The following is a 25,252-nucleotide window of genomic DNA, read 5'->3' as shown; positions in this document are numbered from 1 at the left end:
TTCCTCGATTCCGTGGCGCACGCGTTCTCCTCCGGAGCCGCCGGAGCCGCCGGAGCCGCTGGATTCCCTGGATTCGCCGGGACCGCCGAAGTCGCAGAAGGTGTCGTGGGTGGCGCGCTCGGTGCCGGCGGGGGAGCGGTGGTGCGGGTCCGGGCCGATCCGGCGCTCGCGGCCGTACCCGGCAGCGGTCTGCGCACCCTGCTGCGCGCCCTCGGCGAGGTCACCGGGCGAGTGCCCACGGGGGCGTCGGGCGGGGCGCTGCTCGACGTGCTGCGTGCCACCGGGACCCCGCTCCTGGTGTGCGTCGACGACGCCCACCTGTGGGACGCCACCTCCCGCGCGGCCCTGGGCCACGCCGCCGCACGCCTTACCGGTACGGCGGACGTGAGCCTGCTCCTCAGCATCCCCGGACACCGCCCGCCCGACCCCGAGTTCGCCGGGCTGCCACCGCTGCGCCTGGACCCGCTGTCCCCGGAGGCGGCGGCCGCCCTGGTGGACGAGGCGACGGGCGGGACGGTCGACGCGGGCGTCCGGGACGAGGTCGTCGACGCGGCCGAGGGCAACCCGGCGCTGCTGCTCGCCGTCGTCCGGCGGCTCTCGCCCGCCCAGTTGCGGGGCGAACGCCGACTGCCGCTGCCGTTGGCCGACGGCGACGTACTGACCGGTCTGGCCGGTGGTCTGCTGTCCGGGGCGACGCCGGAGCAGCGGGACGTGCTGCTGACGGTGGCGGCCGCCGTACGCGACGCCGGCGGCGCGGGGTACGCGGGGGGCGTGGAGCAGGCGGCGACCGCCGGAGGGAGCCCCGCCGGCGCCGTCGCCCCGGAGCACCCCGCCGTCGATGTCGGGCTCCTCCTGCGCGCGGTGGAGCACCTCCGCGACGGCGGGCCCCCGGCCTCGCCCGGCCACCCGCTGCCGGACCTGCTCACGGAGAACGACGGCGAGGTGCGGTTCCGCAGCGAACTGCTGCGCAGGACGGTGTACGAGGGAGCGCCGGCCGAGCGGCGCCGGGCCGTGCACCGCGCGCTGGCCCGGGCGTGGGAGGGCGCGGACCCGGCGCTGCGCACGCTGCTGCACCGCGCGTGGGCCGGAGCCGGTACGGCGGCCGAACTGGCGGCCGCGGCGGCCGACCCGGCCGGCTCCGCCCCCCGCGGGCTGCGGTGCGCCGCGTACACCCGCGCCGCCGAACTCACCGACGACATCGCACAACGCGCCGAGTGGTACCTGGCCGCCGCCGAACAGGCCCTGCTCGCCGGACGTCGGCACCAGGGGGCACGGCTGCTCGACGCCGCCCGGACCGGCGGTGCGCCCGCTCTCGTACGAGGCCGTGCCGAGCTGCTGCGCGGGACGACGCTGCTGCACGACGGACCGGTCGACGAGGCCGGCGCCTCCCTGCTGCTCGCCACCTCCCTGCTGGCCGGGCGAGCCCCCGAACAGGCGGCGAGGGCGGCCCTCGGCGCCTCGGACGCGGCCTGGGCGGCGGGCGATCCCGCCGGGTGCCTGCGGGCGCTGGGCCGGAGCGAGGACGCGGTCGCGGGGACGGACGCGGTCGCGGGGGCGGACGCGGCTGCGGGGACGGGTGTGGCCGCGGGGACGGGCGCGGCTGCGGGGACGGATGTGTCCGCGGGGACGGATGTGGCTACGGGGACCAACACGGCTGCGGGGACGGATGTGTCCGCGGGGACGGAGCTGGCCGGAACGGGTGCGGCCGAGGTGACGGGTGTGGCCGACGGGACGGGCGCGGCCTCGGAGGGGCTTGCGGCCGTGAAGCGGAGTGCGCCAGTGGAACCGAGTGCGGCAGTGGAGCGGAGTGCGGCCACCGAGGCCTGTGAGGCCAGTGCCGCCCCCGAGGTCACTGCGGCCGCCGAGACCAATGCGACCAATGCGGCCAATGCGGCCGCCGAGGAGAGCGAGGCGAACGAGGAGAACGACGACAGCGACGACAGCGCGGAGAGCGCGGAGAGCGAGGAGAGTGCCGTGGCGGCGGTCGACGCGCCGTTGCGGAACGGGGAGCCCGTGCGGGACAGTGCGGCCGTGGAACGGGCGGCGGCCGTGCGGGCAGGCCTGGCCGTGGCCAGGGGGGCGACTCCCGGGAAGACGGCCACGGTGGGGGAGAGGAGCGCCCCCGTGACGACCGGCACCGTAGGGCGGAGCGGTTCGCCCCCGGCGGACACCGTGGCGGGAGCGAGGAGCGCTGCCGGGACGAGCACCGCGTCGTCCTCGCGGGACGGCGGCGTCGCCGCAGGTGCCACCGTCGCCGGAGGCACCGCCCCGGAAGTGAGGCGCACGGCCGCCGAGAGGGGCGTGGCACTCGCTCACGACTACCGGCGCGGCCTGCTCGCCCTGCTGGAGGGCGACTTCCCGGCGGCGGCCGAGCCGCTGCGGCGCGTGCTGGAGCGGGCGGAAGGCGGCGACGAGCCGGAGGACGCCCTGCGCGCGGCGGGGGCGGCGCTGATGCTCGGCGAGCTGGACGCCGGGCGCCGGGCGGGCACCCGGGCGCTGGCCGCCGCCCGCACACTCGGCACCGTCCCGGCGGTCCTGCGGGCCCGGGAGTACCTCGCCTACGTCGAACTGCGCGCCGGACGGCACGCCCTCGCCCGCACCCACGCCGAGGAGGGACTGCGCGCCGCGCAGGCGGCCCGGCAGCGCAACACCGCCGCCCACCACCACGCCGTACTGGCCCTGGCCGCCTCCATCGAGGGGGAGACCGACCTGGTCGCCGGGCACGTGGCCGCGGCGCTGACCACCGCCCGGCGCCACGGCCTCGCCCAGGCCACGACCCTCGCGGAGTGGGCGGCGGCCCGGGCCGACCTGGCCCGCGGGCGCCCCCGGGAAGCCGCCGACCGGCTCGGACCGCTGGTGCGGCCGGGCCCCCGGCGCGGGCACTTCGCGGTGTGGATGCTCGCCGTGCCCTGCTTCGTGGAGGCGGCCGCGTCCGCCGGACAGCCCGACGGCGCCCGGGCCGCCGTCGAGGACTTCGCGCTGTGGGCCGAATTCGGCGCCGACCCGCAGGCCCCCGCCCTGCTGCTGCGCTGCCGCGCCCTGCTGGCCCCGCCGGACCGGGCCGACGCGCTCTACCGGCACGCCCTCGACCTCCACGAGGCGGCCGGCGGCGACTTCGAACGGGCCCGCACCGAGCTCCTGCACGGCAAGTGGCTGCGCCGCCGGCGCCGGCTAGGCGAGGCGCGCGACCGCCTCGGCGCCGCCCTGGTCGGCTTCGAACGCTGCGGCGCCCGCGCCTGGGCGGAACAGACCCGGGGCGAGCTGCGCGCCAACGGCGCCTCGCCGGGCGGCGCACGGGCCGGCGCCGGGCTGTCCCTGCTGACCCCGCAGCAACTGCGCATCGCCCGGTGCGTCGCCGAGGGGGCCACCAACCGGGAGGTGGCCCTGACCCTCTCCGTGAGCACCCGCACCGTCGACTACCACCTGAGGAAGGTCTTCGCCGCGCTCGGCGTCCGCTCCCGCCTCGAACTGGCCAGGATGGTCGAACAGGCCGAAAAGAGCGGTGCACACCCCTAGGGACCGACCGGACGGTATGTCATCCTGCGGGGCAGGACGAGCCAGACGGCGGCCCCGCGCGGACTCCACGGCCCACCCCGGAGCCGGACGGAGCCCCGCCGTGCGGGGCCACCGGCACACCGACCTGGGGGAGGACCGGGATGCACCACGCCCTACGGCCACGGACCGCGTTGCGCCCCGCACCGGCCGGACCGGCCCTGCGGCCGCGCCCGCCACGCGTCCGCTCGCTGATCGACGCCGACGCCCTGACCGTCCTGCACCGGGCCGCCCGGGCCCTGCTGGACGACCTGCCCGACCTCACCGACCGGCTGGTCGCCGCGCTCCAGGAGCAGGAACCCGCCTACCGCGCGGCCGTGGAGAGCGACGCCGCCGCCACCTGGCAGGAGGCCCACCGCTCACTGCGGCACAGCGTGTCCTCACTGCTCGACCCGCGCGGCAGCCGGGACGCGGCGCGCCGCTGCTCCTGGAAGATCGGGGCCACCCGCGCCGAACAGGGACTGCCGCTGGACGCCCTGCTGCACGCGTTCCGGCTCGGCGGCTCGCTGGTCTGGCAGTGCCTGGTGGAGGAGACCTCCCGGAACGCCCCCGAGGACGTACGCCTCCTCGTGCACGTCGCCGCCGACGTGTGGAACTTCGTCGACGAGCACTGCACCCTCGTCGCGGACGCCTACCGGCAGGTCGAACGGCAGCTGGCGTGGCGGCGCGAGAACCGGCTGCGGCTGCTCGCCGCGGCCCTCCTCGACGGGACCAGCCGCATCGCCGACCTCCCGGAGGCCGCCCAGGCGCTCGACCTCCCCGAGCACGGCCGCTACACGGTCGTGGCGGTGGCCGGCGGCACCCCCTCCGAGGCGGCGGCGGCCCGCGCCGCCGCAGGGCGGGAGGCGCGGGTGTACTGGCACACGGGCGTGGACGTCGACTACGGGATCGTCCTGCTGGGCGACGGCGACGCCGACCGCGACGGCATTACCGTCGGCGAGGGCGCCGCCGAGGGCCGCGGCGGCGGCAGTGGAAGCGGCGGTGGCCCCGGCCGTACGCACGCCGGCCCGCCCGGCCGCCCGTGCCCGGGCCTGGCGGCCGGGGACGGCGGTCCGCCCTCGGCCGCGCGCGTGGGCATCAGTACGGCCGTGTCGGGGCTGGCCGCCGTCGGGGACGCCCGACGGCTCGCGGACACCGCCCTGCGGATGTGTCCGCATACCGGCGGCACCATCCGGCTCACCGAGCACCTCCCGGCCGCACTGGTGATCTCCTCACCCGACCTCGCCGCCGCGCTCGCGGAGCGCGTCCTCGGCCCGCTGCGCGCCCTGGAGCCCGCCGACGCGGCCGTCCTGCTGGACACCCTGGCCACCTGGCTGGCCTGCGACGGCTCCGCGCAGCGGGCGGGGGAGCGGCTCTACTGCCACCGCAACACCGTCCTCAACCGCCTGCGCCGCTACGAACAACTCACCGGACGCAGCCTCTCCCGCCCGGCCGACGTCGTGGAGATCAGCCTGGCCCTGGCGACCCGAACCCCCCACCAAGGCTGACGCGCAGCCCTCCCCGACTCCCGGAAACCCGCCCGCGCCCCCTGGGCACCCGCACAACCCTCCCGGGTCGCCGCTGGGCCCGCGCAGCGAGACCGCTCGCACGCCTGTACCGGCGCGTAGCCCCCGTGCTGTCGTGAGCTCCCCTTCCCACGAAGTGCCGTGTCCCCGTGGCACGGACCCGAGGAGCCGCGATGCCCGAAGCACCCCCGCAGGACCCGCCCGCGCTGCACGTCGAAGGCCTGGACGTGACGTACGGGCGAGCCCTGTCAGCCCTGCGCTCCGTGTCCCTGAGCGTCCCGCACGGCGCGGTCGTGGCCCTGCTCGGCGCGAACGGCGCCGGCAAGTCCACGCTGCTGCGGGCCCTCTCGGGCACCCTGCGCCTGCACCGCGGCACCGTCACCGCCGGCCGGGCCCGGTACGGCGACACCGACCTCGACGGACGCGACCCGGTCGCCGCGGTCCGGGCGGGCGTCGTCCAGGTCCCCGAAGGCAGACGCGTCTTCGCCGGTCTCACCGTCGAGGAGAACCTGCGCACCGGCGGCCTCGGCCTCGGCCGGCGCCGGCCCGACCAGGTCCGAGAGGCCCGCGACCGGGTCTACGGCCTGTTCCCCGTGCTCGCGGAACGCAGCCGCCAGGCCGCCGGTCTGCTCTCCGGCGGCGAGCAGCAGATGCTCGCCATCGGCCGAGCCCTGATGGCCGCCCCGCGCCTGCTCCTGCTCGACGAGCCCTCCCTCGGCCTCGCGCCGCGCATGGTGTTCCGGATCGCCGAGGTGATCCGGGAGATCAACGAGCAGGGCACGGCCGTCCTGCTGGTCGAGCAGAACGCCGGGATGGCGCTCTCCCTCGCCGACCACGCGTACGTCCTCGACGTGGGTGAGATCCGGCTCTCCGGCCGTGCCGACGACCTGGCCCAGACCGACGAGGTGCGCCGCCTGTACCTCGGCGACACGGCCGGCGACCAGGGGGCCGCGTGAACATCCGCTCCACCGGCCGCGCGACGGACCGTTCCACCGGCCGCGCGACGGACCGCTCCGCCCGCCGTGCGACGGGCCCGGCCCACGGCGGTACGGCAGCCCACCGGCTCGGCGCCCACGGCGACCGGCTCCCGGCGCCGCCACCCGAGCTCCGCGTCCGGGACGTCACCGTCCGCTTCGCCGGGCTCACCGCTCTGGACGGGGTCTCGTTCACCGTGGCACCGGGGTCCGTGCACGCCCTCATCGGGCCCAACGGCGCCGGCAAGTCGACCTGCTTCAACGTCCTGTCCGGCCTGTACCGTCCGGCCGCCGGCCAGGTCCTGCTCGGCGACACCGACGTGACGGGGCTCGCCCCCCACCGGATCGCCGCGCTGGGCGTGGCCCGCACCTTCCAGAACATCGTCACCACCGAGGGCACCGTCGCCGACAACCTGATGCTCGGCCGGCACGCCCTGACCCGGGCCGGCTTCGCCGCCAGCGCCCTGCGCCTGCCGCACGCCGTGCGCGAGCAGCGCGAGCACCTCGACCGGGCTCGCGAGATCGCCGAACTCACCGGCCTCGCCGACCGCTTCGACGCACCCGTGGCCCTGCTGTCGTACGGCGACCGCAAACGCGTCGAGCTGGCCCGCGCCCTCTGCCTGGAACCCCGCGTCCTGCTCCTGGACGAGCCGGTGGCCGGCATGAACGGCGCCGAACGCGAGCGCACCGCGGAGGTCGTCCGGACGGTCCGCGAGCGGCTCGGGCTGTCCGTGCTGCTCGTGGAGCACGACATGGGCCTGGTCATGCGCCTCGCCGACGAGGTCACCGTCCTCGACTTCGGCCGTCCCCTCGCCCACGGCACCCCCGACGAGGTCCGCCGCCACCCCGAGGTCCTGCGCGCCTACCTCGGCACCGGCGCACCCGAGGACGACACGGAGGCCGCCGCGGGCGCGGCGACCGCCGCGGAGGACCCCCGATGACCACCTTCCTCGACACCCTCCTCAACGGCCTCGCCCTGGGCGCCGTCTACGCCCTGGTCGCGCTCGGCTTCGTCGTCATCTTCAAGGCCTCGGGCGTCCTCAACTTCGCCCACGGCTCGCTGCTCCTGCTCGGCGGCTACCTCGTCGCCGTCCTCCACGACGACCTCGGTTTCGCCGGCGCCCTCGCGGTGGCCGTCCTGGCGACCGCGGCCGTCGCCGGCGCCCTGGACCGGCTGCTGCTGCAACGCGGCGACCCCGACCCGAAGGCCGCCCACGTGCAGACCATCGTCACCATCGGCGTGGACATCGTCCTGCTGACCGACCTGGCCCGGCGCATCGGCGGCGACCTGCTCACCCTCGGCGACCCCTGGGGGGACGCGGTGACCGGGCTCGGCCCGGTGACCGTCGCCGACAGCCGGCTCGCCGCGATCGTGGTCTCCGCCGTCGTCATCGGCGGCGTCTTCGCCCTGTTCCGGTTCACGCCGTGGGGGCTGTCCCTGCGGGCTGCGGCCGAGGACGTGGAGGCGGCCGCCCTGATGGGCGTACGCCTCAGCCGGGTGCGCATGCTCGCCTGGTGCCTGGCCGGCGGCCTGGCCGCCCTGGCCGCCGTGTTCCTCGCCGCCTTCCCGGCGCCCGGCCTGGAACGCACCACCGGCCAGATCGCCCTCAAGGCGTTCCCGGCGGCCATCCTCGGCGGCATGGCCTCACCGCCCGGCGCCCTCGCCGGCAGCCTGATCATCGGCCTGACCGAGGCGCTCGCCGCCGGCTACCAGTCCGAACTGCACGTCCTCGGCGAGGGGTTCGGCGACGTCGCCCCGTACGCCGTGATGGTGGTCGTGCTGCTGGTGCGGCCCACCGGGCTGTTCGGCGGGAAGGGAGCCGTCCGTGTCTGAGCTGCTCCCCAGGGCGGCCCGCCTGCTGCTGCCCGCCCTGCTGCTGTGCGCCCTGCCCTTCTACCTGGACGCCTTCTGGCTGCGCATCGGCCTGTTCTCCATGGCCGCCGCCATCGGCGCCGTCGGCCTCGGCCTGCTCTCCGGCACCGCCGGCCAGCTCTCCCTCGGCCACGCCTTCTTCCTCGCCGTGGGCGCCTACGGCTACACCTGGCTGGCCGGCGAGCCCGGCCCGGCGCTGCCCCCGGCGCTCGCCGCCGTCCTCGCCGTCCTGCTGGCCGGCGCGGCGGGCGGCCTGTTCAGCCCCGTCGCCGGGCGCGTGCGCGGCGTCTACCTCGGCGTCGCCACCCTCGCGCTCGTCTTCCTCGGCCACCATGTGCTGCTGACCGCCGACTCGGTCACCGGCGGCTTCAACGGCCGGTCCGTCCCGCCGCTCACCCTGGGCGACTTCGGATTCACCGCGGACGACCCCGAACTCCTCGTGCTCGGCGTGCCGTTCGGCGCGGAGGAACGCCTGTGGTATCTCGGCCTCGCCCTGTTCGCGCTCACCTGGTTCACCGCGCGCGGACTGCTGCGCGGCCGTCCCGGACGCGCCCTGGCGGCCGTACGGGACAGCGAGACCGCGGCGGCCGTGATGGGCGTGAACGTCGCCCGCTACCGCTCGGCGGCCTTCGTCGTGTCGTCGATGTACGCCGGCCTCGCCGGGGTCCTGCTCGCCCTGTCCTTCCGCCGCGTCGTGCCCGACTACTTCGGCCTGCCCCTCTCCGTCGACTACCTCGCCATGATCGTCATCGGGGGGCTCGGCTCCGTCGCCGGTGCCACCGCGGGCGCCGTCTTCGTCACCGCCCTGCCCCTGCTGATGACCCGTTACGCCGACCAACTGCCCCTGGTCGCCGCCCCCGGCACGGGCGGCGAGGGCGCGGTCGGCCCGACCGAGGCGGCCCGCTACCTGTACGGCGCGGCCATCGTCCTCATCCTGCTGTACGCGCCCGACGGACTGCACGGCCTGACCCGCCGCCTCCGTGCCCGCCGGCGCCGCACCCCGCCCCCGGACCGCGCCCCCGCGCACCGGCCGCCCGCCACACCCGCCTCACCCGCACGAGCCAAGGAGCCCACCCCGTGAAGACCGAGCACCACAGACACCGCACCCCCGGCACCGCCCTCGCCGCGGCCCTCGCCGCGCTGCTGATCGCGGCCACCGGCTGCAGCTCCAAGGCGGACGGCGGCAGCACCTCCGACGGCGCCGACGGCGTCACGTCCGGTCCCGGTGTGACCGAGAAGTCGATCAGGCTCGGCGCCCTCACCGACCTCACCGGCCCCTACGCCACCCTCGGCAAGAGCATCGTCCAGGCCCAGCAGATGTGGGCCGACGAGACCAACGCGGACGGCGGCATCTGCGGCCGCAAGGTCGAGATCGTCGTCAAGGACCACGGCTACGACGTGCAGAAGGCGGTCACCGCCTACGCCGACATCGCCCCGGACGTCGTCGCCCTGCCGCAGGTCATCGGCTCACCGGTGGTGGCGGCCCTCCTCGACGACGTCGAACGCGACCACCTGCTCACCTTCCCGCAGGCATGGGCCGCCTCGCTGCTCGGCAAGGACTCCATCCAGGTCCTCGGCACCACCTACGACCTCGACATGATCGCCGCGGTCGACTTCCTCACCCGTACCAAGGGCCTGAAGAAGGGCGACAGCATCGGCCACGTCTACTTCGAGGGCGACTACGGCTCCAACGCGCTCGAAGGCTCCACCTGGGCCGCGCAGAAGGCCGGCCTGAAGATCGTCGACCAGAAGATCAAGGCGACGGACACGGACCTGTCCGCCCAGGTCTCGGCGCTGAAGAAGGCCGGGGTGAAGGCGGTCCTGATCAGCGCCGGGCCCGCGCAGACGGCCTCCCTGGTGGGCGTCGCCGCCTCCCGGGGCCTCAGCGTCCCCGTGGTGAGCAGCGCCCCCGGCTTCGCCCCGCAGCTGATGAAGACCCCGGCCGCGCCGGCCCTGACGGCCATGCTGAACGTGGTCAGCGCCGCGCCGGCCGTCAGCTCGGACCTCGCCGGGGTCAAGAGCATGGTCGCCGCCTACACGAAGAAGTACCCCGGCTCGCAGGTCGACTCCGGCGTCCTGTCGGGCTACAACGCGGCCCGTCTGCTGGGCGCCGACCTCGAGAAGGCCTGCGCGGCCGGCAGCCTGACCCGGGAGGACCTGGTCAAGGCGCACCGGTCGCAGAAGAACGCAGACACCGGCCTGGGCACCCCGCAGGACTTCTCCGACGTCTCCCGGCCCGCCTCGCAGTCGACGTACGTGCTCAAGCCCGACGCGAAGGCGGTCGGCGGGATGGTGAACGCCGAGGACGCGCACGTCGCGCCGGGTGTGGAGGAGTACCTGACATCCCGCTCATGACACGCGTGACACGGGTGACACCGGGTCTCGTGACACCGGGTCTCGTGGCACCCGGCGCGATTCAGCGCCCGCGCTGCTGAATGGAATCGCTTTCTGGCGTTGGACCTCCGGCGACGGCCGGGCCAGGCTGGAACCCGTGAGTCCGGTTCCCGCGACCGTCTTCCCGCGACGGTCGCAGAGAGGTCACGAGCCCATGCACACCCGCCGTATCGGTGAGGCCGAGGTCAGCGCGGTCGGAACGGGCGCGATGCCCAAGCCGGCCGAGGGCCGCCCCGACGAGGCGCGCTCCCTCGCCATCCTGCCCGCCGCCCCGGACGCCGGGGCCACGCTGATCGGCACGCCGGACGCCGTCTGACCGACGGGACGGCGCGGGACGGGGGTTATCCCCGGCCACGCCGGGAAAGAAAGCGCTTGCCGTGCGGGGTGCGACCAGAGCGTCCCGCAACGGCCCCTTCATTCGGCACCGAGGAGGACCACCGCCGATGGCGTCGTCGCACGACAGACCCCTCGACCATCGCTACCGGGACGAACACCCGATCCGCACACTCGCCTACCTCTTCCGCGCCGACCGCCGCCGCCTGGCCGGCGCGGTCGTCGTGTTCACCGTCAAGCACAGCCCCGTCTGGCTGCTGCCCCTGATCACCGCGTCCATCATCGACACCGTCGTCCAGCACCAGCCGATCGGCCGGCTCTGGACGAGCACCGGCGTCATCATGTTCATCCTGGTCGTCAACTACCCGCTGCACCTGCTCTACGTCCGCCTCCTCTACGGAAGCGTCCGCCGCATGGGCACCACCCTGCGCTCCGCGCTGTGCACGCGCATGCAGCAGCTGTCCATCGGCTACCACTCCCGGGTCAGCGCCGGCGTCCTCCAGGCCAAGGTCGTACGGGACGTCGAGGCCGTCGAGCAGATGGTGCAGCAGACCGCGGAGAACGGACTCGGCGCGCTCACCGTCCTCACCGGCGGTCTGGTCATCATCGCCGTGCGCACCCCGGAGTTCGTGCCCGTCTTCCTGATCGTGGTGCCCGCCGCCGCGTTCGTCGTGGCCCGTCTCAGGGCGCGGCTGCGCACCCACAACGAGCACTTCCGCCACGAGGTCGAGACCCTCTCCTCCCGGGTGACGGAGATGACCCGGCTGATCCCGGTCACCCGCGCCCACGGCCTGGAGGGCAAGGCGCTGCGCCGCATGGACGGCACCCTGCACCGCCTGCTGACCTCCGGGATGCGCCTGGACCTCGTCAACGGCCGCTTCGGCTCGATCGCCTGGGTCGTCCTCAACGTCGTCGGGGTGCTCGTCCTGACCGGCGCCGCGCTGATCTCGTACTACGAGGTGTGGGGCGTCACCCCGGGCGACGTCGTCATGCTCAGCGCCTTCCTGACCACCCTCACCAACTCCACCACCACCCTCGCGGGCCTCGCCCCGGTCATCACCAAGGGACTGGAGTCGGTCCGCTCGGTCGGTGAGGTGCTCCAGGCGCCCGAACTGGAGGACAACGAGGGCAAGGCCGAACTGGCCCGCCTGCACGGCGCGGTGACCTTCGACCACGTCGGGTACGCCTACGACAGCGGCCGGCCGGCGGTGCGTGACTTCACGCTGTCCGTGGCACCGGGCGAGACCGTCGCCCTGGTCGGCGCCTCCGGCGCGGGCAAGTCCACCGTCCTCAACCTCGTCATCGGCTTCATCCGGCCGACCTCGGGCCGGCTGCTGCTGGACGGCACCGACATGAACACGCTGGACCTGCGCACCTACCGGCGCTTCGTGTCCGTCGTCCCGCAGGAGTCGATCCTCTTCGACGGCACCATCAGGGAGAACGTCGCCTACGGCATGGAGGACGAGGCCGACGAGGAGACGGTGCGCGCGGCGCTGCGGGACGCCAATGCCCTGGAGTTCGTCGACCGGCTGCCCGAGGGTCTGGACACCCTCGTCGGCGAGCGCGGGGCACGGCTGTCGGGCGGGCAGAAGCAGCGGCTGGCGATCGCCCGCGCCCTGATCAGGGACCCCAAGGTGCTGATCCTGGACGAGGCCACCTCCGCGCTCGACACCCGCTCCGAGGCGCTCGTCCAGCAGGCCCTCGCCCGGCTGCTGCGCGGCCGCACCACGTTTGTGGTGGCGCACCGCCTGTCCACCGTGCGCGGCGCCGACCGCATCGTCGTGATGGGGGACGGCGCGATCCTGGAGACCGGCACCCACGAGGAACTCCTGCACCGCGGCGGCGCCTACACGGCACTGCACGGCGGGCAGGCCGCCTGATGCCAAGACAGCGCCAAGTGGCGGAAAACATGCACCCGCAGGGTGACAGCCGGCGCGCCCACGCATGAATCGCCCCGGTCCGGGCACACGCTGCGCACTACATCTGGAGAGAGGGGCGCTCGTGATCGTTCCGGACCCTAAGGCCGTCAGGACGTTGCTGACCCGCTACGCGTCGCTGAAGATCGCTCAGGCGGAGCGGGAGGACCCGCGGACGGCCCGCGAGTTGGAGGACGTCACCTACACGCTGTGTGTGCTCATGGGCACGTCCGACGTGCGGGAGGCGGTCACCGCGGCGGACGCCCTGCTCGTCGCCGCGGTGGGGCGCCCTGCGGCGGTCCGCGTGCCGAGGCAGGAACCGGACCAGGGGAAGGGCCATGGAAGGGACCAGGAGCGGGACGGGGAGAGCGGGCTGTCCCTGGCCGTCTGAGCGGCCCGGTCCACCGGGAGCCGGGCGCGAGGTGCGCCCTTGTGCCGGCCCGGGCCGGAAGCGCTCGGTCAGGCTTCCGGCCCGGGCGAAGGGATGAGGGGGAGGGGGTCTCGGTGGGCCGCCGGACCGCGGCGGTCCGCCGGCCGCGGGTGCCGTCCGGGTTCGGACCGGGCCAGCCACCGCGCGACGGTGAGGGCGATCGGCTGGCCGGTGTCCACCTCGACGAAACCGAACTGCCCCGACTGGTTGCACTCCAGGAACCACCACGTCCCGTCGGCGTCCTCCGCGAAGTCGAAGGCGCCGTAGGCCAGTTCCGCCTCGCGCAGGTACGTGTGCACGGCGTCGGCCAGGCGCGGCGGGACCTCCGCCGGGCGCCACGGCGCGGCGGACGGCGCGAAGCGCACGTCCACCACGTCGGAGCCGTCGTCGGCCGGGGTCTCCTTGCGGGCGGCCAGCAGCCGGTCGCCGACCGCCGTCAGCCGGATGTCCGCCCGCTTGGCCACCCGCCGTTGCAGCAGGGTCGGACCGTAGGCGACGGCGGTGAAGTCGGTGCCCGGCGGCACCCGGGTGGTGGGCACCGCCCGGGGCGGGTCCTGCGGATGCGCCCCGGAGACGGGCTTGACCACCAGGTCCGGGTAGCGCTCCGCGAAGTCCCGTGCCGCCTGCGGGAACGTGGTGATGAGCGTGGCCGGCACCGGCAGGCCGCTGCGCTGGGCCAGTCTCAGCTGCCAGGGCTTGTGCCGGGCCCGCCGGGCCGCGTCCGGATGGTTCATCCAGCGCGCCCCGCCGCCGCGGAGCATCCCGTACAGCGCCTGCGAGGCCTCCTCCGTGAGCCACGCGGACGGTTCGGGGGCCCGGGCCGCCGCCGTACCCGGCCGGCGGACCCAGACGGACCGCAGCGCGTCCAGGCTCACCAGCCGTCCCGCGGACGACAGATGGCCCCGGAAGCCGCCGTGCACGTACTCCGCGGAGAGCGCGACGGTGTGGGTGAGGTCGGCGGGGTCGAGCCGCACGACGGGGACGCCCGCGGCGTTCAGGTGGACGACCACCATGTCCGCCGTGACGTCCTCTTCACAGGTCAGGATGAGCACGGTCATCGTGTCGGCCCGTGATCAGTCGTCGAAGTGCGTCTTGGAACCCGCCGTCGAGGTCGTCGTCCCCAGTTCCCTCAGCAGCGCGTGGTCACGGGCGGCGACCCGGCCGTCGAGGAGTACGTTCAACTGCAGTCCTGGGTCGTAGGCGTACGGAGTGGCGAACTCCAACTCCGCCGCGGGGCGTGCGTAGTCGAGCGCGAACGGTTGCATCGTCTCTCCCTCGTCGGTACTGCCTCGATCAAGCGGTGCCGCTGTGCGACGTCACTCGGGCCCGCTGTGTGGTGCGACCTTCGGCCCGTCACCCGGACCTTCAGTCACTTATACGAATCGAACGGGTGAATGGTTTCCTTACTCTCCGTGTCCGACGCGGCTGTGGAGCGCGGCGCGCGGAGCTGAGCAGGGAGAATGAGCCTCGGGCGGGGCGAAAACTCGTTACCGGGCGGTCAGTCGGCGATTCCGGCGCGGTCGGGGGTGCGGCGCAGGGACCGCAGGGCGAGCAGCAGGACACCGATGTCATCGAGGTACACCGGGTCGGGGATCACATCGGTCGGGAGGACGAAGTACGCGACGGCGCCCCAGAAGACCCAGCGCGGTCCGGTCGGCAGACCCGCCCGCCGCAGCCCTCTGCGGGCCCGGACCAGCCGGACCAGCACGACGGCGGCCGCGGCGAACAGCGCCGCCGCCAGCACCACCGCGACGGCGATGAGCGTGGTGGTCGCATCCACGGGCCCTCCCTGTGGGCGGTCCGCCGCGCGGCGTGCGGTGGTTCCCCCGGTCATCGATTTCCCCGTTTTCGATTCCCGAATGCCCCCTTTCCGGCGGCAATATCGCGCCGTTTCACGCGAGTGCCACGCCCAGGTGGCGCGACGCGGCCCCCCGCACCCGGTCAGGGGCGTGGTTTCCGGCGTGTCGCGCCTCGGGGCGCGGGCGTCGCGCGAGACCGGCGTACGGGGGCACTTGCGGGCGCCGGTCCGACGTGACCCGGCCGCCGGCCGGGCGCGCTCAGTGGCCGGACGCCGACAGTGCCGCCAGCACCCGGTCGGGTGTCAGGGGCAGTTCGCGCAGCCGGACCCCCGTGGCGTGGTGCACGGCGTTGCCGACGGCGGCCGGCGACCCCACGATGCCGATCTCGCCGATCCCCTTGCCGCCCAGGGGGTTGAGGTGCGGGTCGTCCTCCTCCACCCAGTGGGCCTCGATGTCCGGCACGTCCGCGTGCACGGGCACGTGGTACGACGCCAGGTCGGACTCGGTGAAGTCACCGAAGGCGGCGTCCATGGTGCTGCCCTCGCTGAGGGCCATGCCCAGCCCCATGGTCATGCCGCCGACGAACTGGGAACGGGCGGTCCTGGCGTTCAGGACGCGCCCCGCGGCGAAGACGCCCAGCAGGCGCCGCACCCGCACCTCGCCCGTCACCGTGTCCACGGCGACCTCCGCGAAGTGCGCCCCGAACGCGTGCCGCGCGTAGGGGGTGTCGGCGTCGGCCCGGCCCGCCGTGTCGGCGTGCTCGACCAGGCCCTGTGCGGGCACCGGGCCGGGGAACCCGGTCAGGCGCTCCGCGAGACGTGTGCAGGCCTCGTGGACCGGCCAGCCCCAGGAGGCGGTGCCCGAGGAGCCGCCGGCCAGCGAGGCCGCCGGCAGGTCGCTGCTGCCCACCCGGACCCGGACCCGCTCCGGCGGGACACCGAGCGCGTCCGCGGCGATCTGCGCCAGGACCGTCCGGGCCCCCGTGCCGATGTCCGTGGCGTTGGTCTCGACGACGAAGCTCCCGTCGGGCAGGGCCCGTGCCGCCGCGGTCGAGGGCAGCACCAGCACCGGGTAGGTGGCGGCGGCCACGCCCGTGCCGATCAGCAGCGGGCCCTCGCGGCGGGAGCGCGGGCGCGGATCCCGCCCCTCCCAGCCGAACCGGCGCGCGCCCTCGCGCAGGCACTCCACCAGGTGCCGGCTGCTGAACGGCCTGCCGGTGTCCGGCTCGGCCCGCGGCTCGTTGCGGATCCGCAGCTCGACGGGGTCCATGCCCAGCGCGACGGCGAGTTCGTCCACGGCCGACTCCAGGGCGTACATGCCCGGGCACTCCCCGGGCGCCCGCATCCAGGAGGGCGTGGGCACGTCCAGCGGCACCACCCGGTGCACCGTACGGCTGTGCGGCACGGCGTACATGACCCGCGCGGGGACCGCCGCCTGCTCCACGAACTCCCTCACCCGGGAGGTGTGCGTGGTGACCTCGTGGACGAGGGACGCCAGCCGGCCGTCGGCGTCCGCGCCGAGGCGGATCCGGTGCAGGGTGGGCGCCCGGTGCCCGACGGCCGCGGGCAGGAAACGGCGGGGCAGGACCACCGTGACCGGGCGTCCGGTGTGCCGCGCGGCCAGCACCGCGAGCACCACGTCCGGCCGGGGCGTGCCCTTGGACCCGAAACCGCCGCCGACGTACTCGGCGACGACCGAGACCTGCTCCTCCTCCAGCCCGAACATCCCCGCGAGCACGGCCCGGACGACCGTGGTGCCCTGGCTGGAGGTGTGCACCGTCAGCCGCTCGCCGTCCCAGTGCGCGGTGCTGGCGTGCGGCTCCATGGGGTGGTTGTGCAGGGGCGGCACCCGGTAGCCGGCGTCGACCCGTACGGCCGCGTCCGCCCACGCGCCCTCCGGGTCGCCGTGTTCCCGGACGGCCGGACAGCCGCCGTTGGCCTCCTCGGGCACGTAGGCCGCCGGGTGCGTGGCGGACAGCGTGACGTCGTGCGGCTCCTCGGCGTAGGAGACGCGGACGGCGGCGGCGCCGGCCCGGGCCGCCTCCGGTCCGTCGGCCACCACGAGGGCGACGAACCAGCCCCGGTGCGGGACCTCGGGGCCCTGGAGCAGGGCGAGGGTAGCGTCGTCCGGCGCGGCCAGGCGCGGCGCGTTCTCGTGGGTGAGGACGCAGACGACACCGGGCACCCCGGACGCCTCCGACACGTCGACGCCCGTCACCCGCCCGCGCGCGACCGTGGCCGGCACGGGGCGGGCGAACAGCCGCCCCGGCAGGGGGAACTCGGCGGCGTACCGGGCGGCGCCGGTGACCTTCTCCGGTCCGTCCCGCCGCTCCACGGGCGCACCCACCGCGGCGGCCGTCATGACTCCTCCCGGGGTCGCGCGAGCCGTGCCAGGACGTCGACGGCGAGGTTGCGCGCGAGGGGCACCTTGTAGGCGTTGTCGCGCAGCGGCCGGGCGGCGGACAGTTCCAGGCCGACGGCGTGCTCGAACGCGGCCGCGGTCGGCGCCGCGCCGCGCAGCGCCTCCTCCGCCCGCCCGGCCCGCCAGGGCCGGTGCGCCAGCGCCCCGAAGGCGAGCCCGACGTGCGCGACCACACCGTCCGCCACCTCCAGCACCGCGGCGACGGAGGCCAGCGCGAAGGCGTACGAGGCCCGGTCGCGGGCCTTGCGGTACGCCGACGGCAGCCCGGCCGCGGCAGCCGGCAGCAGCACGCCCGTGACCAGTTCCCCGGGCCGGACGACGGTGTCCCGTTCCGGGTGCTCGCCGGGCAGCCGGTGGAACTCCGCGGCGGGCACCCGGCGCACGCCCGCCAGGCCGTACAGCTCGACCTGCGCGTCCAGCGCGGCCAGGGCCACGGCCATGTCCGACGGGTGCGTGGCGATGCACCGCTCCGAGTGCCCGAGCACCGCGTGGTCGCGGTGCACGCCGTCGCGGGCGCCGCAGCCGCTGCCCGGGGCGCGCTTGTTGCACGGCTTGGAGACGTCCTGGAAGTACGGGCAGCGCGTGCGCTGGAGCAGGTTGCCGCCGGTGGTGGCGGCGTTGCGCAACTGCCCCGAGGCCCCCGCGAGCAGCGCCTGCGACAGGACCGGGTAGCGGTCACGGACCAGCGGATGCGCCGCCAGGTCGCTGTTGCGCGTCAGGGCCCCGACCCGCAGCGACCCGTCCGGCAGCTCCGTCACCCGGTCCAGCGGGAGCCGGGTGACGTCGATGAGGGCGGTGGGCTCCTCCACACCTAGCTTCATCAGGTCGACCAGGTTGGTGCCGCCGCCCAGGTAGCGCGCGCCCGGGTGGGAGGCGTAGGCGTCGGCGGCCTCGGCGAGGCTGCCGGCCCGCACGTAGGCGAAGGGCTTCACCGGACCACGTCCTCGACCGCGTCGACGATCCGGGGGTAGGCACCGCACCGGCAGATGTTGCCGCTGAGCCGCTCACGGATCTCCTCCCGGCTCAGCGCCACCGGCCCCGAGGACGCCCGGGCGTCGGTGACGCGCGAGGGATGGCCCGCCTCCGCCTCGGCGATCGCGCCGACCGCCGAACAGAGCTGGCCCGGCGTGCAGTACCCGCACTGGAACGCGTCGCGCTCCAGGAACGCCCGCTGGAGCGGGTGCGGCGCCTCGCCGTCGCCGGACAGGCCCTCGACGGTCGTCACGTCGCAGCCGTCCAGGGACACCGCGAGCAGCAGGCAGCTGTTGACGCGCCGCCCGTCGATGAGCACCGTGCACGCGCCGCACTGGCCGTGGTCGCAGCCCTTCTTGGCGCCGGTGAGGTCCAGGTCCTCGCGCAGGACGTCCAGCAGGACCCGCCGGTGGTCGACGGAGAGGGTGTGCGGCTTGCCGTTGACCCGCAGCCGCGTGTCGGAGCGGTGGGGAGGCGACGCGGTGCCGCCGCCCGTGGATCCGTGCTCGCTGCCCATGGGGTGGATCCCTTCCGGAAAGATCCGTCATGCCGTGGGGACCGCGTATCCAGTCCGCGCCGCGCCACACGTACCGGCACGGAAGGAGGGCCCGCCCCGGCCGCGCCGGCCTGGCCGCCGTACGCCCGGTCGCCGTACGGGGGACGCTGGACGGTCCGCTCGGCCGGCCGGTGCCCCTGGACCGGGACGACGCGCGGTACGCGCGGGCGGCGGCCGGGCGGGCGGGCGCCGCTCAGCCCGGAGGAACGGCAAGGCGCCGGGAGCGGACGCCGAGCGGCTGCCGCTGTTCTGCTGAGGCCCGCGCGGCCGTTCTGCCGGGGCACGCGAGGCGCGCCCCCGTCAGCGGCCGTCCGCCGCCCCGGAGCCCTCGCCCGCGCCGTCCCGCGTCCCGCCGTGCCGCGCCCCGCCGCCCTGCCCGGAGCCGGCCCTCTCCGCGTCGGCCCTCTCCGCGTCGGCCGTCTCCGCGCCGGCGATCTCCGCGCCGGCGATCTCCGGTCCGTCCGTGTCCGTGTTGCCCGGGCCCGTCTCCGGGCCGTCCTTCCGCGGACCCTGGAGCGGCTCGCGGGAGCCGCCCCCGACCGGCAGGGTCGGCCGCAGGCCCTTCGCCGACTCCCTCAGCCGCTCCAGGGTCCGGCCCAGATGCTGGAAGGGGGAGCCGCCGCCGGGCTTCGGCTGCGGCTGCGGGCGTTCGCCCGCCTCGGCCGCCTCACGGTAGGCGGCCAGCGCCTCGTGGGCCTGTTCGGCGGCCTCCCGGTAGAGGTCCCGGGACTGGGTCATCGCCTCCAGCGCCTCCTCGTACATCGCCACCCGGGAGCGCTCGCGGGCCAGCTCCTCCTCCACGGTCAGCAGCCGCCACTGCTCCCGCAGCGCGGTGAGCGCCGCCTCGCCGCCCTCCGGCAGCGGCCTGGGCAGCACGGCGAACCGGGTCACCGCGTCCAGCAGCTCGGTGGGGTGCGAACCGTCCAGGAACACGCTGCGCACCGAGAAGGATCCCGCGTCGTACGCCTCCGGGGCCGGCGATCCGGGCAGGACCAGGGCCCCGCCGCGCGGCAGCTCCACGCCGAAGTCCCGCAGCGCCCAGTTCACCGTGCGCAGCTGGTGCGGTGCGGCGCGGTGCTCCACCACGCGGTGGTGCAGGCCCGCGGGCAGCAGCGGAACCAGCGACCGGCGGCCCCGCTCGTCGGGTGTCATCGCCTCGTGGACGACCACGTGAACGGTCCAGGTGTCCCGGCAGGCGTCCCGCAGGGTGCGCCGCAGTTCCTTGTCGTCCGCCGGGAGCGGGTTGATGTCGAGGTACCGCTGCCCGGTGACCGTCTCGTGGCCCCACGGCGCGTCCGCGTCCGCGGCCCAGGGCCAGAACATGGCCGCGGGCGACGGGCCGCGCAGGTCCCAGGGCCGCTCCGCCTCCGCGACGAGCGTCCACTCCTGCCCGCGCCCCGACCACTCCGCGAGCGTCAGCCGGGCACGCACGGTCACGTCGTCGGGCAGCAGCCACCGGGCCTCGAAGGCGAGCTCGCCGCCGGTGGTGTCCTCCTCGGCGAGCTCCAGGAAGTCCTGGATCGTCGCGTCGTCCTTGAGCGACCGCAGGTTCTTGCGCAGGACGTCCGGCGCGGTCGGCCCGGTGTGCCGGCCGCGGGCCAGCCACACGGTGGAGGGAGTCGTGGGCGGGGCGGGCGGGGAGGTGAGCATGGGTCCATTCGGGAGAGCGGGGACGACGGGGAGTAGTCAGTATCGTCGTCGCGGCGGGTGGGTGATCAAGCGGGGTCGGGTGCGGACCGGGTCGGGTAGCGCCTTCCCACCTGCGGGACGCGCCACGCGCGCCGGTGCGGGCACGCGGGGGCACGGACGGCGCGGCCGACCGCACCACCGGGTAGTGAGACCGAGGAACCCGGCCCTCGAAGGACGCACCGCACTGGTGACCGGTTCCGTGCCCGGGGCAAGGCCGCCCGCCGGTCGTTCGTCCGCGTTCCCCGCCGCCTCCGCGACGACCGGCGGAGCCCAGCGGGTCGACGGCGGACACGCCGGCTCCGTGCTGCCGTGGCGGCGCCGGCCCGCCCCCCCCGCACACGGGGTGTGCGCGGTTCACCCGGGCCGCCCCCCGCACACGCGTGGTCCGGGCCGCCCTCGGCCCGGACCATCGGTCAGGCGGACAGGGCTCGCCCGCCATCCGCGTCGGGGCGGGCCCTGTTCCCGCCCCCCGGCCGTGCCCCGGATGTGCGAGCCGTTGCCCTCGGGTCAGGAGAGCTGCTCCCGGTCCGCGTCATCGGCGGAGCGGCTCGGCGCGACCCGCGCGGGCCGAGCGGTCGTCCGGCCCCGGCGCCCGGCCGCCCGCAGGAACAGCACCGTGGGCACCGCGCGGACCAGGAGCGGGAGCGCGAAGACGCTCGCCTCCGGGCCGAAGGCGCCACCGGTGGGTCCGGTTCGGTGACCGGGCGCTGTTCCAGGGCCCGTACGAGGGCCGCGTCCGCGCACAGCGCGCCCCCGGTGACGAGCGAGACGCGGGCGCCGCCGCGGCGGCGCCCGCGTTCAGCCGTCCCGGTCCAGTCGGTCGCGCAGCCGGTCGAGGAGACGCCGGCCCGCGGGGCCGCCGAACCACGCGGTGTGGTCGGTGAAGTAGGCGTACGCCAGGGAGGTGTTGGTCTCCGATCGGGTCACGCCCCGGAAGTAGTCCATCTCCGAGAGCGCGTACTCCGCGTTGACGAGGGGGAGCAGGGCCGGCAGCGCGGCGCGTTCGGCGGACGTCAGGGGACGCACGGCGGTGTAGCCGTCGAGCAGCGCGTCCAGGTGCGTGAGGTGGACCCGGACCTCCCCGGTCGGCAGGTCCAGCCACTGCACGATGTTGCGTTCGAGCGCCACGGCCAGGTCGTGGACGGCGGTGGTGCGGTCGCTGAGGCCCAGGTCGAGGACGGTCGACACGGTCGCGGGGGAGCGCGTGGTGTCCCACAGGAGGTTGGAGGCGTGCCAGTCGTTGTGCGTCCACAACGGCTCCAGCGCGTCCAGGTGGGGCGCCAGTTCACGGTGGTACGGCAGGTGCAGGCGCTCCAGGTCGTCGCGCCAGGGCCGGCCGGTGAGGGCGTCGGCGAGGGCGGGGCGGGCGTCGACGTAGCGGTGCAGGGCCGTCACCGGGTCGTGGTCGGCGAACACGGTGAAGGAGCTCACCAGGGGCTGCACCCGGCGGCGCGGCGCGTCGAAGCCGGCGGCGGCCAGGTGCAGCCGGGCCAGTGCCGCCCCGGCCTGCCGCGCGTGCCCGGCGGACGCGAACGGCGACCAGGACAGGGCGTCCCGGTACAGGTCGGTGCCGGTGCCGGCGGTGTGCACCTCGTACACCCACTCGCCGCGGCCGGTGGCGGACAGGACGTCCACCACCGGAGCCCCGTTGTCCCGCAGGTGGCGCAGGAAGGCGTGCTCCTCGGCGAGGCCCTCCGGGGTGCGCACGCTCACGTGGTGGCGCTTGACGAACAGGGTGCGTCCGGCGTCCACGAGCGCGGCGGCGGACAGCGGCCGGGGGCTGCGCCACAGCAGCCGGGCGGGACGCCCCAGGACGTCGGTGACCTCCCGTTCGGTCAGCGGCTCCCAGTCGGGGCGCACGGCCTCGTGGCCCAGGCCGTGGGCCAGCAGGGTGCTCACGCGGAGGACTCCTCGTACTCGGGGGTGTGAGGGGCGGCGTCGCCGTCGGGGGCCGCGCCGTCGGGCGCCGTGCGGCCTTGGAGGGCGGCGAGGACGCGCTGTTCCGCGGCCGCCAGGGCGGGCTCGGGGATTCCGGCGTGTCCGCGGGGCCCGCCGTGCGGGATCGCGATGCGTTCGACGACGGTCGCGGGGCGCGGGGAGAGGACGTGCACGGTGTCCGCGAGCAGGACCGCCTCCCGGATGTCGTGGGTGACCAGCACGACCGTCCAGCGGTAGCGCTGCCACATCCGGGCGAGCCACGACTGCATGTCGGTGCGGGTCAACGAGTCCAGCGCGCCGAACGGTTCGTCGAGCAGCAGCACCGGCCGGTCCAGCACGACCGTGCGCAGCAGCGCCGCGCGTTGCCGCATGCCGCCGCTGAGCTGGGCGGGGTAGGACCGCTGGAAGCCGTCCAGGCCGAACGCCTCGAAGAGCTCGCCGGCCCGCCGCCGGGCCTCCTTGCGGCGCACGCCCTCCGCCTCCAGGCCGAGCGCGGTGTTGTCCAGGACGGTCCGCCAGGGGAAGAGGAGGTCCTTCTGGGGCATGTGGGCGACCTGGCGGGAGCGGGGGCCGGTCGGTTCGCCGTCGACGAGGACCGTGCCGCCGGTGGGCCGCTCCAGGCCGGAGACGAGGTTGAACAGGGTCGACTTGCCGCTGCCGCTGGGGCCGATGACGGCGGCGAACTCACCGGGGCGGACGGTGAGGTGCAGGTCGCGCAGCACCTCCAGGGCGCCGAAGGACTTGCCGACGCCGCGCACCTCCAGTCCGCCGCGGTGAGGGGTCGCGGGGTGTTCGGCGCTCATGACGGATCCTCGTTCCGGAGAATGCGCTGCCACGGCAGCAGCAGGCGTTCGAGCAGGTAGGTCGCCGCGAACAGGGCGATGCTGAGCGCGGCGGTCACCGTGACCGCCGCCAGCACCAGGTCGGTGCGGAAGGCGCTCTTCTGGGCCTGCATGTAGATGCCGAGCCCGCTCTCGGCGCCCGCGTACTCCGCGAAGACCGCGCCGACGACCGCGTAGGTGATGCTGACCCGCAGTCCGGCGAAGAAGTACGGCATGGCGCTGGGGACCCGCAGCAGCCGGAAGGTGCGCAGACGGCCGGCGCCCAGCGAGCGCAGCAGGCGCATCGCCTCGCGGTCGGCGGACGCGAAGCCGGCGGCGAGGTTGGCCGCCAGGGGGAAGAAGGTGGCCAGGGTGACGACGAGCATCTTCGGCAGCAGTCCGAAGCCGAACCAGATGATCAGCAGGGGGGCGACGGCGACGATCGGGACGGTCTGGGAGGCGACCAGCAGCGGGTAGAGGCCGCGGCGGGCGGCGGTGGAGAAGTCCAGCAGCACCGCCACCGCCCAGGCCAGCACGAACGACAGGGCGAAGCCGGCGGCGGTCTCCTGGAGCGTGGGCACGGTGTTGGCCCACAGGTCCGCCCGGTTCTCCCAGCCCTGGGCGAGGACCCGGCCGGGGCTGGGCAGCACCGTGGGGTCCATGGCCGTGACGGTGGTGTAGGTCTGCCAGCCGCCGACGAGGACGGCGAGGACCAGCAGGGGTGGCCACACGGTGGCGAGGACGGCTGCGGCTCGGCCACGCAGGGGGTTCGCGGCCCGCGGCGCGGCGGGGGCGGGCGCTGCCGCGGGGCCGGCGGCGGATGCGCCCGCGCGGCCGGTGGGGCCGGTGGGACTGCTGGAGCCGGTGGAGGAGGCGGACGGGGCGGACGGGGCGGACGGGGCCGTGGGGGCGTCCATCACTGCTCCGGCAGGTAGTCGTCGGTGAAGAAGGCGGAGGCGTCGGGCGCCTCGGTCAGCTTCTTGCCGTTCGCGTCGGTGAGCAGGCCCGCCTGGAACTCGAAGTCGGCGAAGTCCTGCCAGCGCTCGGCGGACTGGCCGCCGAGGGTGCCGTCGGCGGCCCGGTAGTAGTCGTCGGCGAGCAGCTGGGCGCTCTCGTGCACCAGCTCGGTGTTGGTCAGCTCGCTCTTGTTGGCCTTGATCAGCAGGTCGGCGGCCTTCTCGGGGTGGGCGGCGGCGTAGGCATAGCCCTTGTACAGGGCGGCGACGACCTTCTTCGCGGTGCCGGTGTTCTTCTTCAGATAGGCGTCGGAGGACGCGATCAGCGTGGAGTAGATCTCCGGGAAGCCGTAGTCGGAGAGGGCGAAGTTCTTCAGCGGCTTGCCGGTGAGGTCGGCCTCCAGCCCTTCCCAGGTGGGCATCGGCATGGCGAAGTCGGCCTTGCCCGCGTAGAGGGCCGCGTAGGCGGAGGTGTTGAGCGCGACCGAGGTGAACTCGCCCTTGCCGCCCGCGTTGCGGATGACCTTCTGGAGGAGGGGTTTCTCGTAGGCGGCGCCGAAGCCGGCGTACGTCTTGCCGTCGAGGTCCTTGGGGGTGCGGATGTCGTCGCGGTCCGCGGAGACCGCGATGGTGACGTTGGTCTTCTGGGTGACCGCGTACACCGACGTGATGTCCTGGCCGGCGGCTCGGGCGACGGTGATGCCCTCCTGGTAGGAGATGCCGAAGTCCGCCTTGTGGGAGGCGATCAGGGTGTTGGGGTCGGTGGAGCCGTAGGGGAGGATCTTCAGGTCGATGCCCGCGTCGGCGAAGTAGCCCAGTTCCTCGGCGACGTAGATGCCGGTGTGGTTCGTGTTCGGCGTCCAGTCCAGGGCCAGGGTGACCGTGGTGGCGGACGGGTCGGAGGCGGTCGCCTCGCTGCCGGCGGAGCAGGCGGTCACCGCGAGCAGGAGGGCGGCGGCCGCGGCGGGCAGGACGGTGCGGCGGAGCGGGGAACGGCGGATCATGGCGGGGGCTCTCTTCGTGCGGGCGGGGCGGTAGGGGGTGCGGGGTGCGGTGCGGCGGCCGTGCGACAGAGCGCGCTGGACGTGCGCTTGAGGTCGACCGGTACCCGCCGGGTCGGGCC

20 protein-coding genes and 1 pseudogene are annotated in these 25,252 nt (G+C 75.3%); 10 read left to right on the top strand and 11 right to left on the bottom strand.

Annotated elements, in window-relative coordinates; translation table 11 throughout:
• Positions 1-105: 105 nt before the first annotated feature.
• The 10 genes and pseudogenes from ACFV9M_RS20515 to ACFV9M_RS20470 all read left to right on the top strand — a co-directional run bounded on the left by ACFV9M_RS20515 (position 106) and on the right by ACFV9M_RS20470 (position 12,938).
• The gene (locus tag ACFV9M_RS20515; RefSeq protein WP_385068206.1) at positions 106-3,516 is read left to right on the top strand and encodes a LuxR C-terminal-related transcriptional regulator; all 3,411 of its coding nucleotides are present in this window, start codon (positions 106-108) and stop codon (positions 3,514-3,516) included.
• 140 nt (positions 3,517-3,656) lie between these two features.
• Positions 3,657-5,039 (top strand): PucR family transcriptional regulator, encoded by a 1,383-nt coding sequence (locus ACFV9M_RS20510; RefSeq protein WP_385068208.1) that lies wholly within the window; start codon positions 3,657-3,659, stop codon positions 5,037-5,039.
• A gap of 191 nt (positions 5,040-5,230) precedes the next feature.
• Positions 5,231-6,013: an ABC transporter ATP-binding protein gene (locus ACFV9M_RS20505; RefSeq protein WP_385068210.1), complete on the top strand. Its 783-nt coding sequence runs from the start codon at positions 5,231-5,233 to the stop codon at positions 6,011-6,013.
• Positions 6,010-6,972: an ABC transporter ATP-binding protein gene (locus ACFV9M_RS20500; RefSeq protein WP_385068212.1), complete on the top strand. Its 963-nt coding sequence runs from the start codon at positions 6,010-6,012 to the stop codon at positions 6,970-6,972. The genes ACFV9M_RS20505 and ACFV9M_RS20500 overlap by 4 nt, the downstream gene beginning before the upstream one ends.
• The gene (locus ACFV9M_RS20495; RefSeq protein WP_385068214.1) at positions 6,969-7,865 is read left to right on the top strand and encodes a branched-chain amino acid ABC transporter permease; all 897 of its coding nucleotides are present in this window, start codon (positions 6,969-6,971) and stop codon (positions 7,863-7,865) included. The genes ACFV9M_RS20500 and ACFV9M_RS20495 overlap by 4 nt, the downstream gene beginning before the upstream one ends.
• A complete protein-coding gene (locus ACFV9M_RS20490; protein ID WP_385068215.1) occupies positions 7,858-8,985 on the top strand; it encodes a branched-chain amino acid ABC transporter permease in 1,128 nt (375 codons plus the stop codon). The genes ACFV9M_RS20495 and ACFV9M_RS20490 overlap by 8 nt, the downstream gene beginning before the upstream one ends.
• Entirely contained in the window at positions 8,982-10,259 is a 1,278-nt protein-coding gene (locus ACFV9M_RS20485; protein ID WP_385068217.1) for an ABC transporter substrate-binding protein, read from the top strand. Before ACFV9M_RS20490 ends, ACFV9M_RS20485 begins: the two co-directional genes overlap by 4 nt.
• A gap of 193 nt (positions 10,260-10,452) precedes the next feature.
• A pseudogene (locus ACFV9M_RS20480) lies at positions 10,453-10,608 on the top strand (aldo/keto reductase); the annotation flags it as partial.
• A 133-nt stretch (positions 10,609-10,741) separates the two neighbouring features.
• Positions 10,742-12,511 carry an ABC transporter ATP-binding protein gene (locus ACFV9M_RS20475; protein WP_385068218.1) on the top strand — a complete coding sequence of 590 codons (1,770 nt, stop codon included), beginning with the start codon at positions 10,742-10,744 and terminating at the stop codon, positions 12,509-12,511.
• 121 nt (positions 12,512-12,632) lie between these two features.
• Complete coding sequence (locus tag ACFV9M_RS20470; RefSeq protein ID WP_385068220.1) at positions 12,633-12,938, top strand: DUF5133 domain-containing protein; 306 nt, start codon at positions 12,633-12,635, stop codon at positions 12,936-12,938.
• 68 nt (positions 12,939-13,006) lie between these two features.
• Here the strand turns inward: ACFV9M_RS20470 and tgmB are convergent, their stop codons facing one another.
• The 11 genes from tgmB to ACFV9M_RS20415 form a co-directional block, all read right to left on the bottom strand.
• Positions 13,007-14,035, bottom strand: coding sequence for an ATP-grasp ribosomal peptide maturase (tgmB, locus tag ACFV9M_RS20465; protein WP_385068222.1), 1,029 nt, complete (start codon positions 14,033-14,035; stop codon positions 13,007-13,009).
• Between the two features lie 15 nt (positions 14,036-14,050).
• Positions 14,051-14,242, bottom strand: coding sequence for a putative ATP-grasp-modified RiPP (gene tgmA / locus ACFV9M_RS20460; RefSeq protein ID WP_385068223.1), 192 nt, complete (start codon positions 14,240-14,242; stop codon positions 14,051-14,053).
• A 233-nt stretch (positions 14,243-14,475) separates the two neighbouring features.
• Positions 14,476-14,757, bottom strand: coding sequence for a DUF1232 domain-containing protein (locus ACFV9M_RS20455; RefSeq protein WP_385068224.1), 282 nt, complete (start codon positions 14,755-14,757; stop codon positions 14,476-14,478).
• 277 nt (positions 14,758-15,034) lie between these two features.
• Positions 15,035-17,137 (bottom strand): xanthine dehydrogenase family protein molybdopterin-binding subunit, encoded by a 2,103-nt coding sequence (locus ACFV9M_RS20450; protein WP_385068226.1) that lies wholly within the window; start codon positions 17,135-17,137, stop codon positions 15,035-15,037.
• Positions 17,134-18,129, bottom strand: a complete 996-nt coding sequence (locus ACFV9M_RS20445; RefSeq protein WP_385068228.1) for an FAD binding domain-containing protein — start codon at positions 18,127-18,129, stop codon at positions 17,134-17,136. Before ACFV9M_RS20445 ends, ACFV9M_RS20450 begins: the two co-directional genes overlap by 4 nt.
• A complete protein-coding gene (locus ACFV9M_RS20440) occupies positions 18,126-18,686 on the bottom strand; it encodes a (2Fe-2S)-binding protein (RefSeq protein ID WP_385068229.1) in 561 nt (186 codons plus the stop codon). The genes ACFV9M_RS20445 and ACFV9M_RS20440 overlap by 4 nt, the downstream gene beginning before the upstream one ends.
• 339 nt (positions 18,687-19,025) lie before the next feature.
• Positions 19,026-20,375: a hypothetical protein gene (locus ACFV9M_RS20435; RefSeq protein ID WP_385068230.1), complete on the bottom strand. Its 1,350-nt coding sequence runs from the start codon at positions 20,373-20,375 to the stop codon at positions 19,026-19,028.
• An 837-nt stretch (positions 20,376-21,212) separates the two neighbouring features.
• Positions 21,213-22,313 (bottom strand): phosphotransferase enzyme family protein, encoded by a 1,101-nt coding sequence (locus tag ACFV9M_RS20430; protein WP_385068232.1) that lies wholly within the window; start codon positions 22,311-22,313, stop codon positions 21,213-21,215.
• Positions 22,310-23,155, bottom strand: a complete 846-nt coding sequence (locus ACFV9M_RS20425; protein ID WP_385068234.1) for an ABC transporter ATP-binding protein — start codon at positions 23,153-23,155, stop codon at positions 22,310-22,312. Before ACFV9M_RS20425 ends, ACFV9M_RS20430 begins: the two co-directional genes overlap by 4 nt.
• Positions 23,152-24,090 carry an ABC transporter permease gene (locus ACFV9M_RS20420; protein ID WP_385068235.1) on the bottom strand — a complete coding sequence of 313 codons (939 nt, stop codon included), beginning with the start codon at positions 24,088-24,090 and terminating at the stop codon, positions 23,152-23,154. The genes ACFV9M_RS20425 and ACFV9M_RS20420 overlap by 4 nt, the downstream gene beginning before the upstream one ends.
• A complete protein-coding gene (locus ACFV9M_RS20415; RefSeq protein ID WP_385068237.1) occupies positions 24,090-25,133 on the bottom strand; it encodes an ABC transporter substrate-binding protein in 1,044 nt (347 codons plus the stop codon). Before ACFV9M_RS20415 ends, ACFV9M_RS20420 begins: the two co-directional genes overlap by 1 nt.
• Positions 25,134-25,252 lie beyond the last annotated feature (119 nt).

The sequence above is a fragment of the Streptomyces sp. NPDC059895 genome, assembly GCF_042731035.1.
In the GTDB taxonomy this organism is placed as follows: domain Bacteria; phylum Actinomycetota; class Actinomycetes; order Streptomycetales; family Streptomycetaceae; genus Streptomyces.
Note: the sequence above shows the minus strand (reverse complement) of the source record. Positions and strands in the feature narration are given on the sequence as shown.

Coding starts and splice junctions, on each gene's coding strand:
- ACFV9M_RS20510 (WP_385068208.1), top strand. CDS start 3,657: ATGCACCACGCCCTACGGCCACGGACCGCGTTGCGCCCCGCACCGGCC.
- ACFV9M_RS20505 (WP_385068210.1), top strand. CDS start 5,231: ATGCCCGAAGCACCCCCGCAGGACCCGCCCGCGCTGCACGTCGAAGGC.
- ACFV9M_RS20495 (WP_385068214.1), top strand. CDS start 6,969: ATGACCACCTTCCTCGACACCCTCCTCAACGGCCTCGCCCTGGGCGCC.
- ACFV9M_RS20475 (WP_385068218.1), top strand. CDS start 10,742: ATGGCGTCGTCGCACGACAGACCCCTCGACCATCGCTACCGGGACGAA.
- tgmB (WP_385068222.1), bottom strand. CDS start 14,035: ATGACCGTGCTCATCCTGACCTGTGAAGAGGACGTCACGGCGGACATG.
- tgmA (WP_385068223.1), bottom strand. CDS start 14,242: ATGCAACCGTTCGCGCTCGACTACGCACGCCCCGCGGCGGAGTTGGAG.
- ACFV9M_RS20450 (WP_385068226.1), bottom strand. CDS start 17,137: ATGACGGCCGCCGCGGTGGGTGCGCCCGTGGAGCGGCGGGACGGACCG.
- ACFV9M_RS20440 (WP_385068229.1), bottom strand. CDS start 18,686: ATGGGCAGCGAGCACGGATCCACGGGCGGCGGCACCGCGTCGCCTCCC.
- ACFV9M_RS20435 (WP_385068230.1), bottom strand. CDS start 20,375: ATGCTCACCTCCCCGCCCGCCCCGCCCACGACTCCCTCCACCGTGTGG.
- ACFV9M_RS20425 (WP_385068234.1), bottom strand. CDS start 23,155: ATGAGCGCCGAACACCCCGCGACCCCTCACCGCGGCGGACTGGAGGTG.
- ACFV9M_RS20420 (WP_385068235.1), bottom strand. CDS start 24,090: ATGGACGCCCCCACGGCCCCGTCCGCCCCGTCCGCCCCGTCCGCCTCC.
- ACFV9M_RS20415 (WP_385068237.1), bottom strand. CDS start 25,133: ATGATCCGCCGTTCCCCGCTCCGCCGCACCGTCCTGCCCGCCGCGGCC.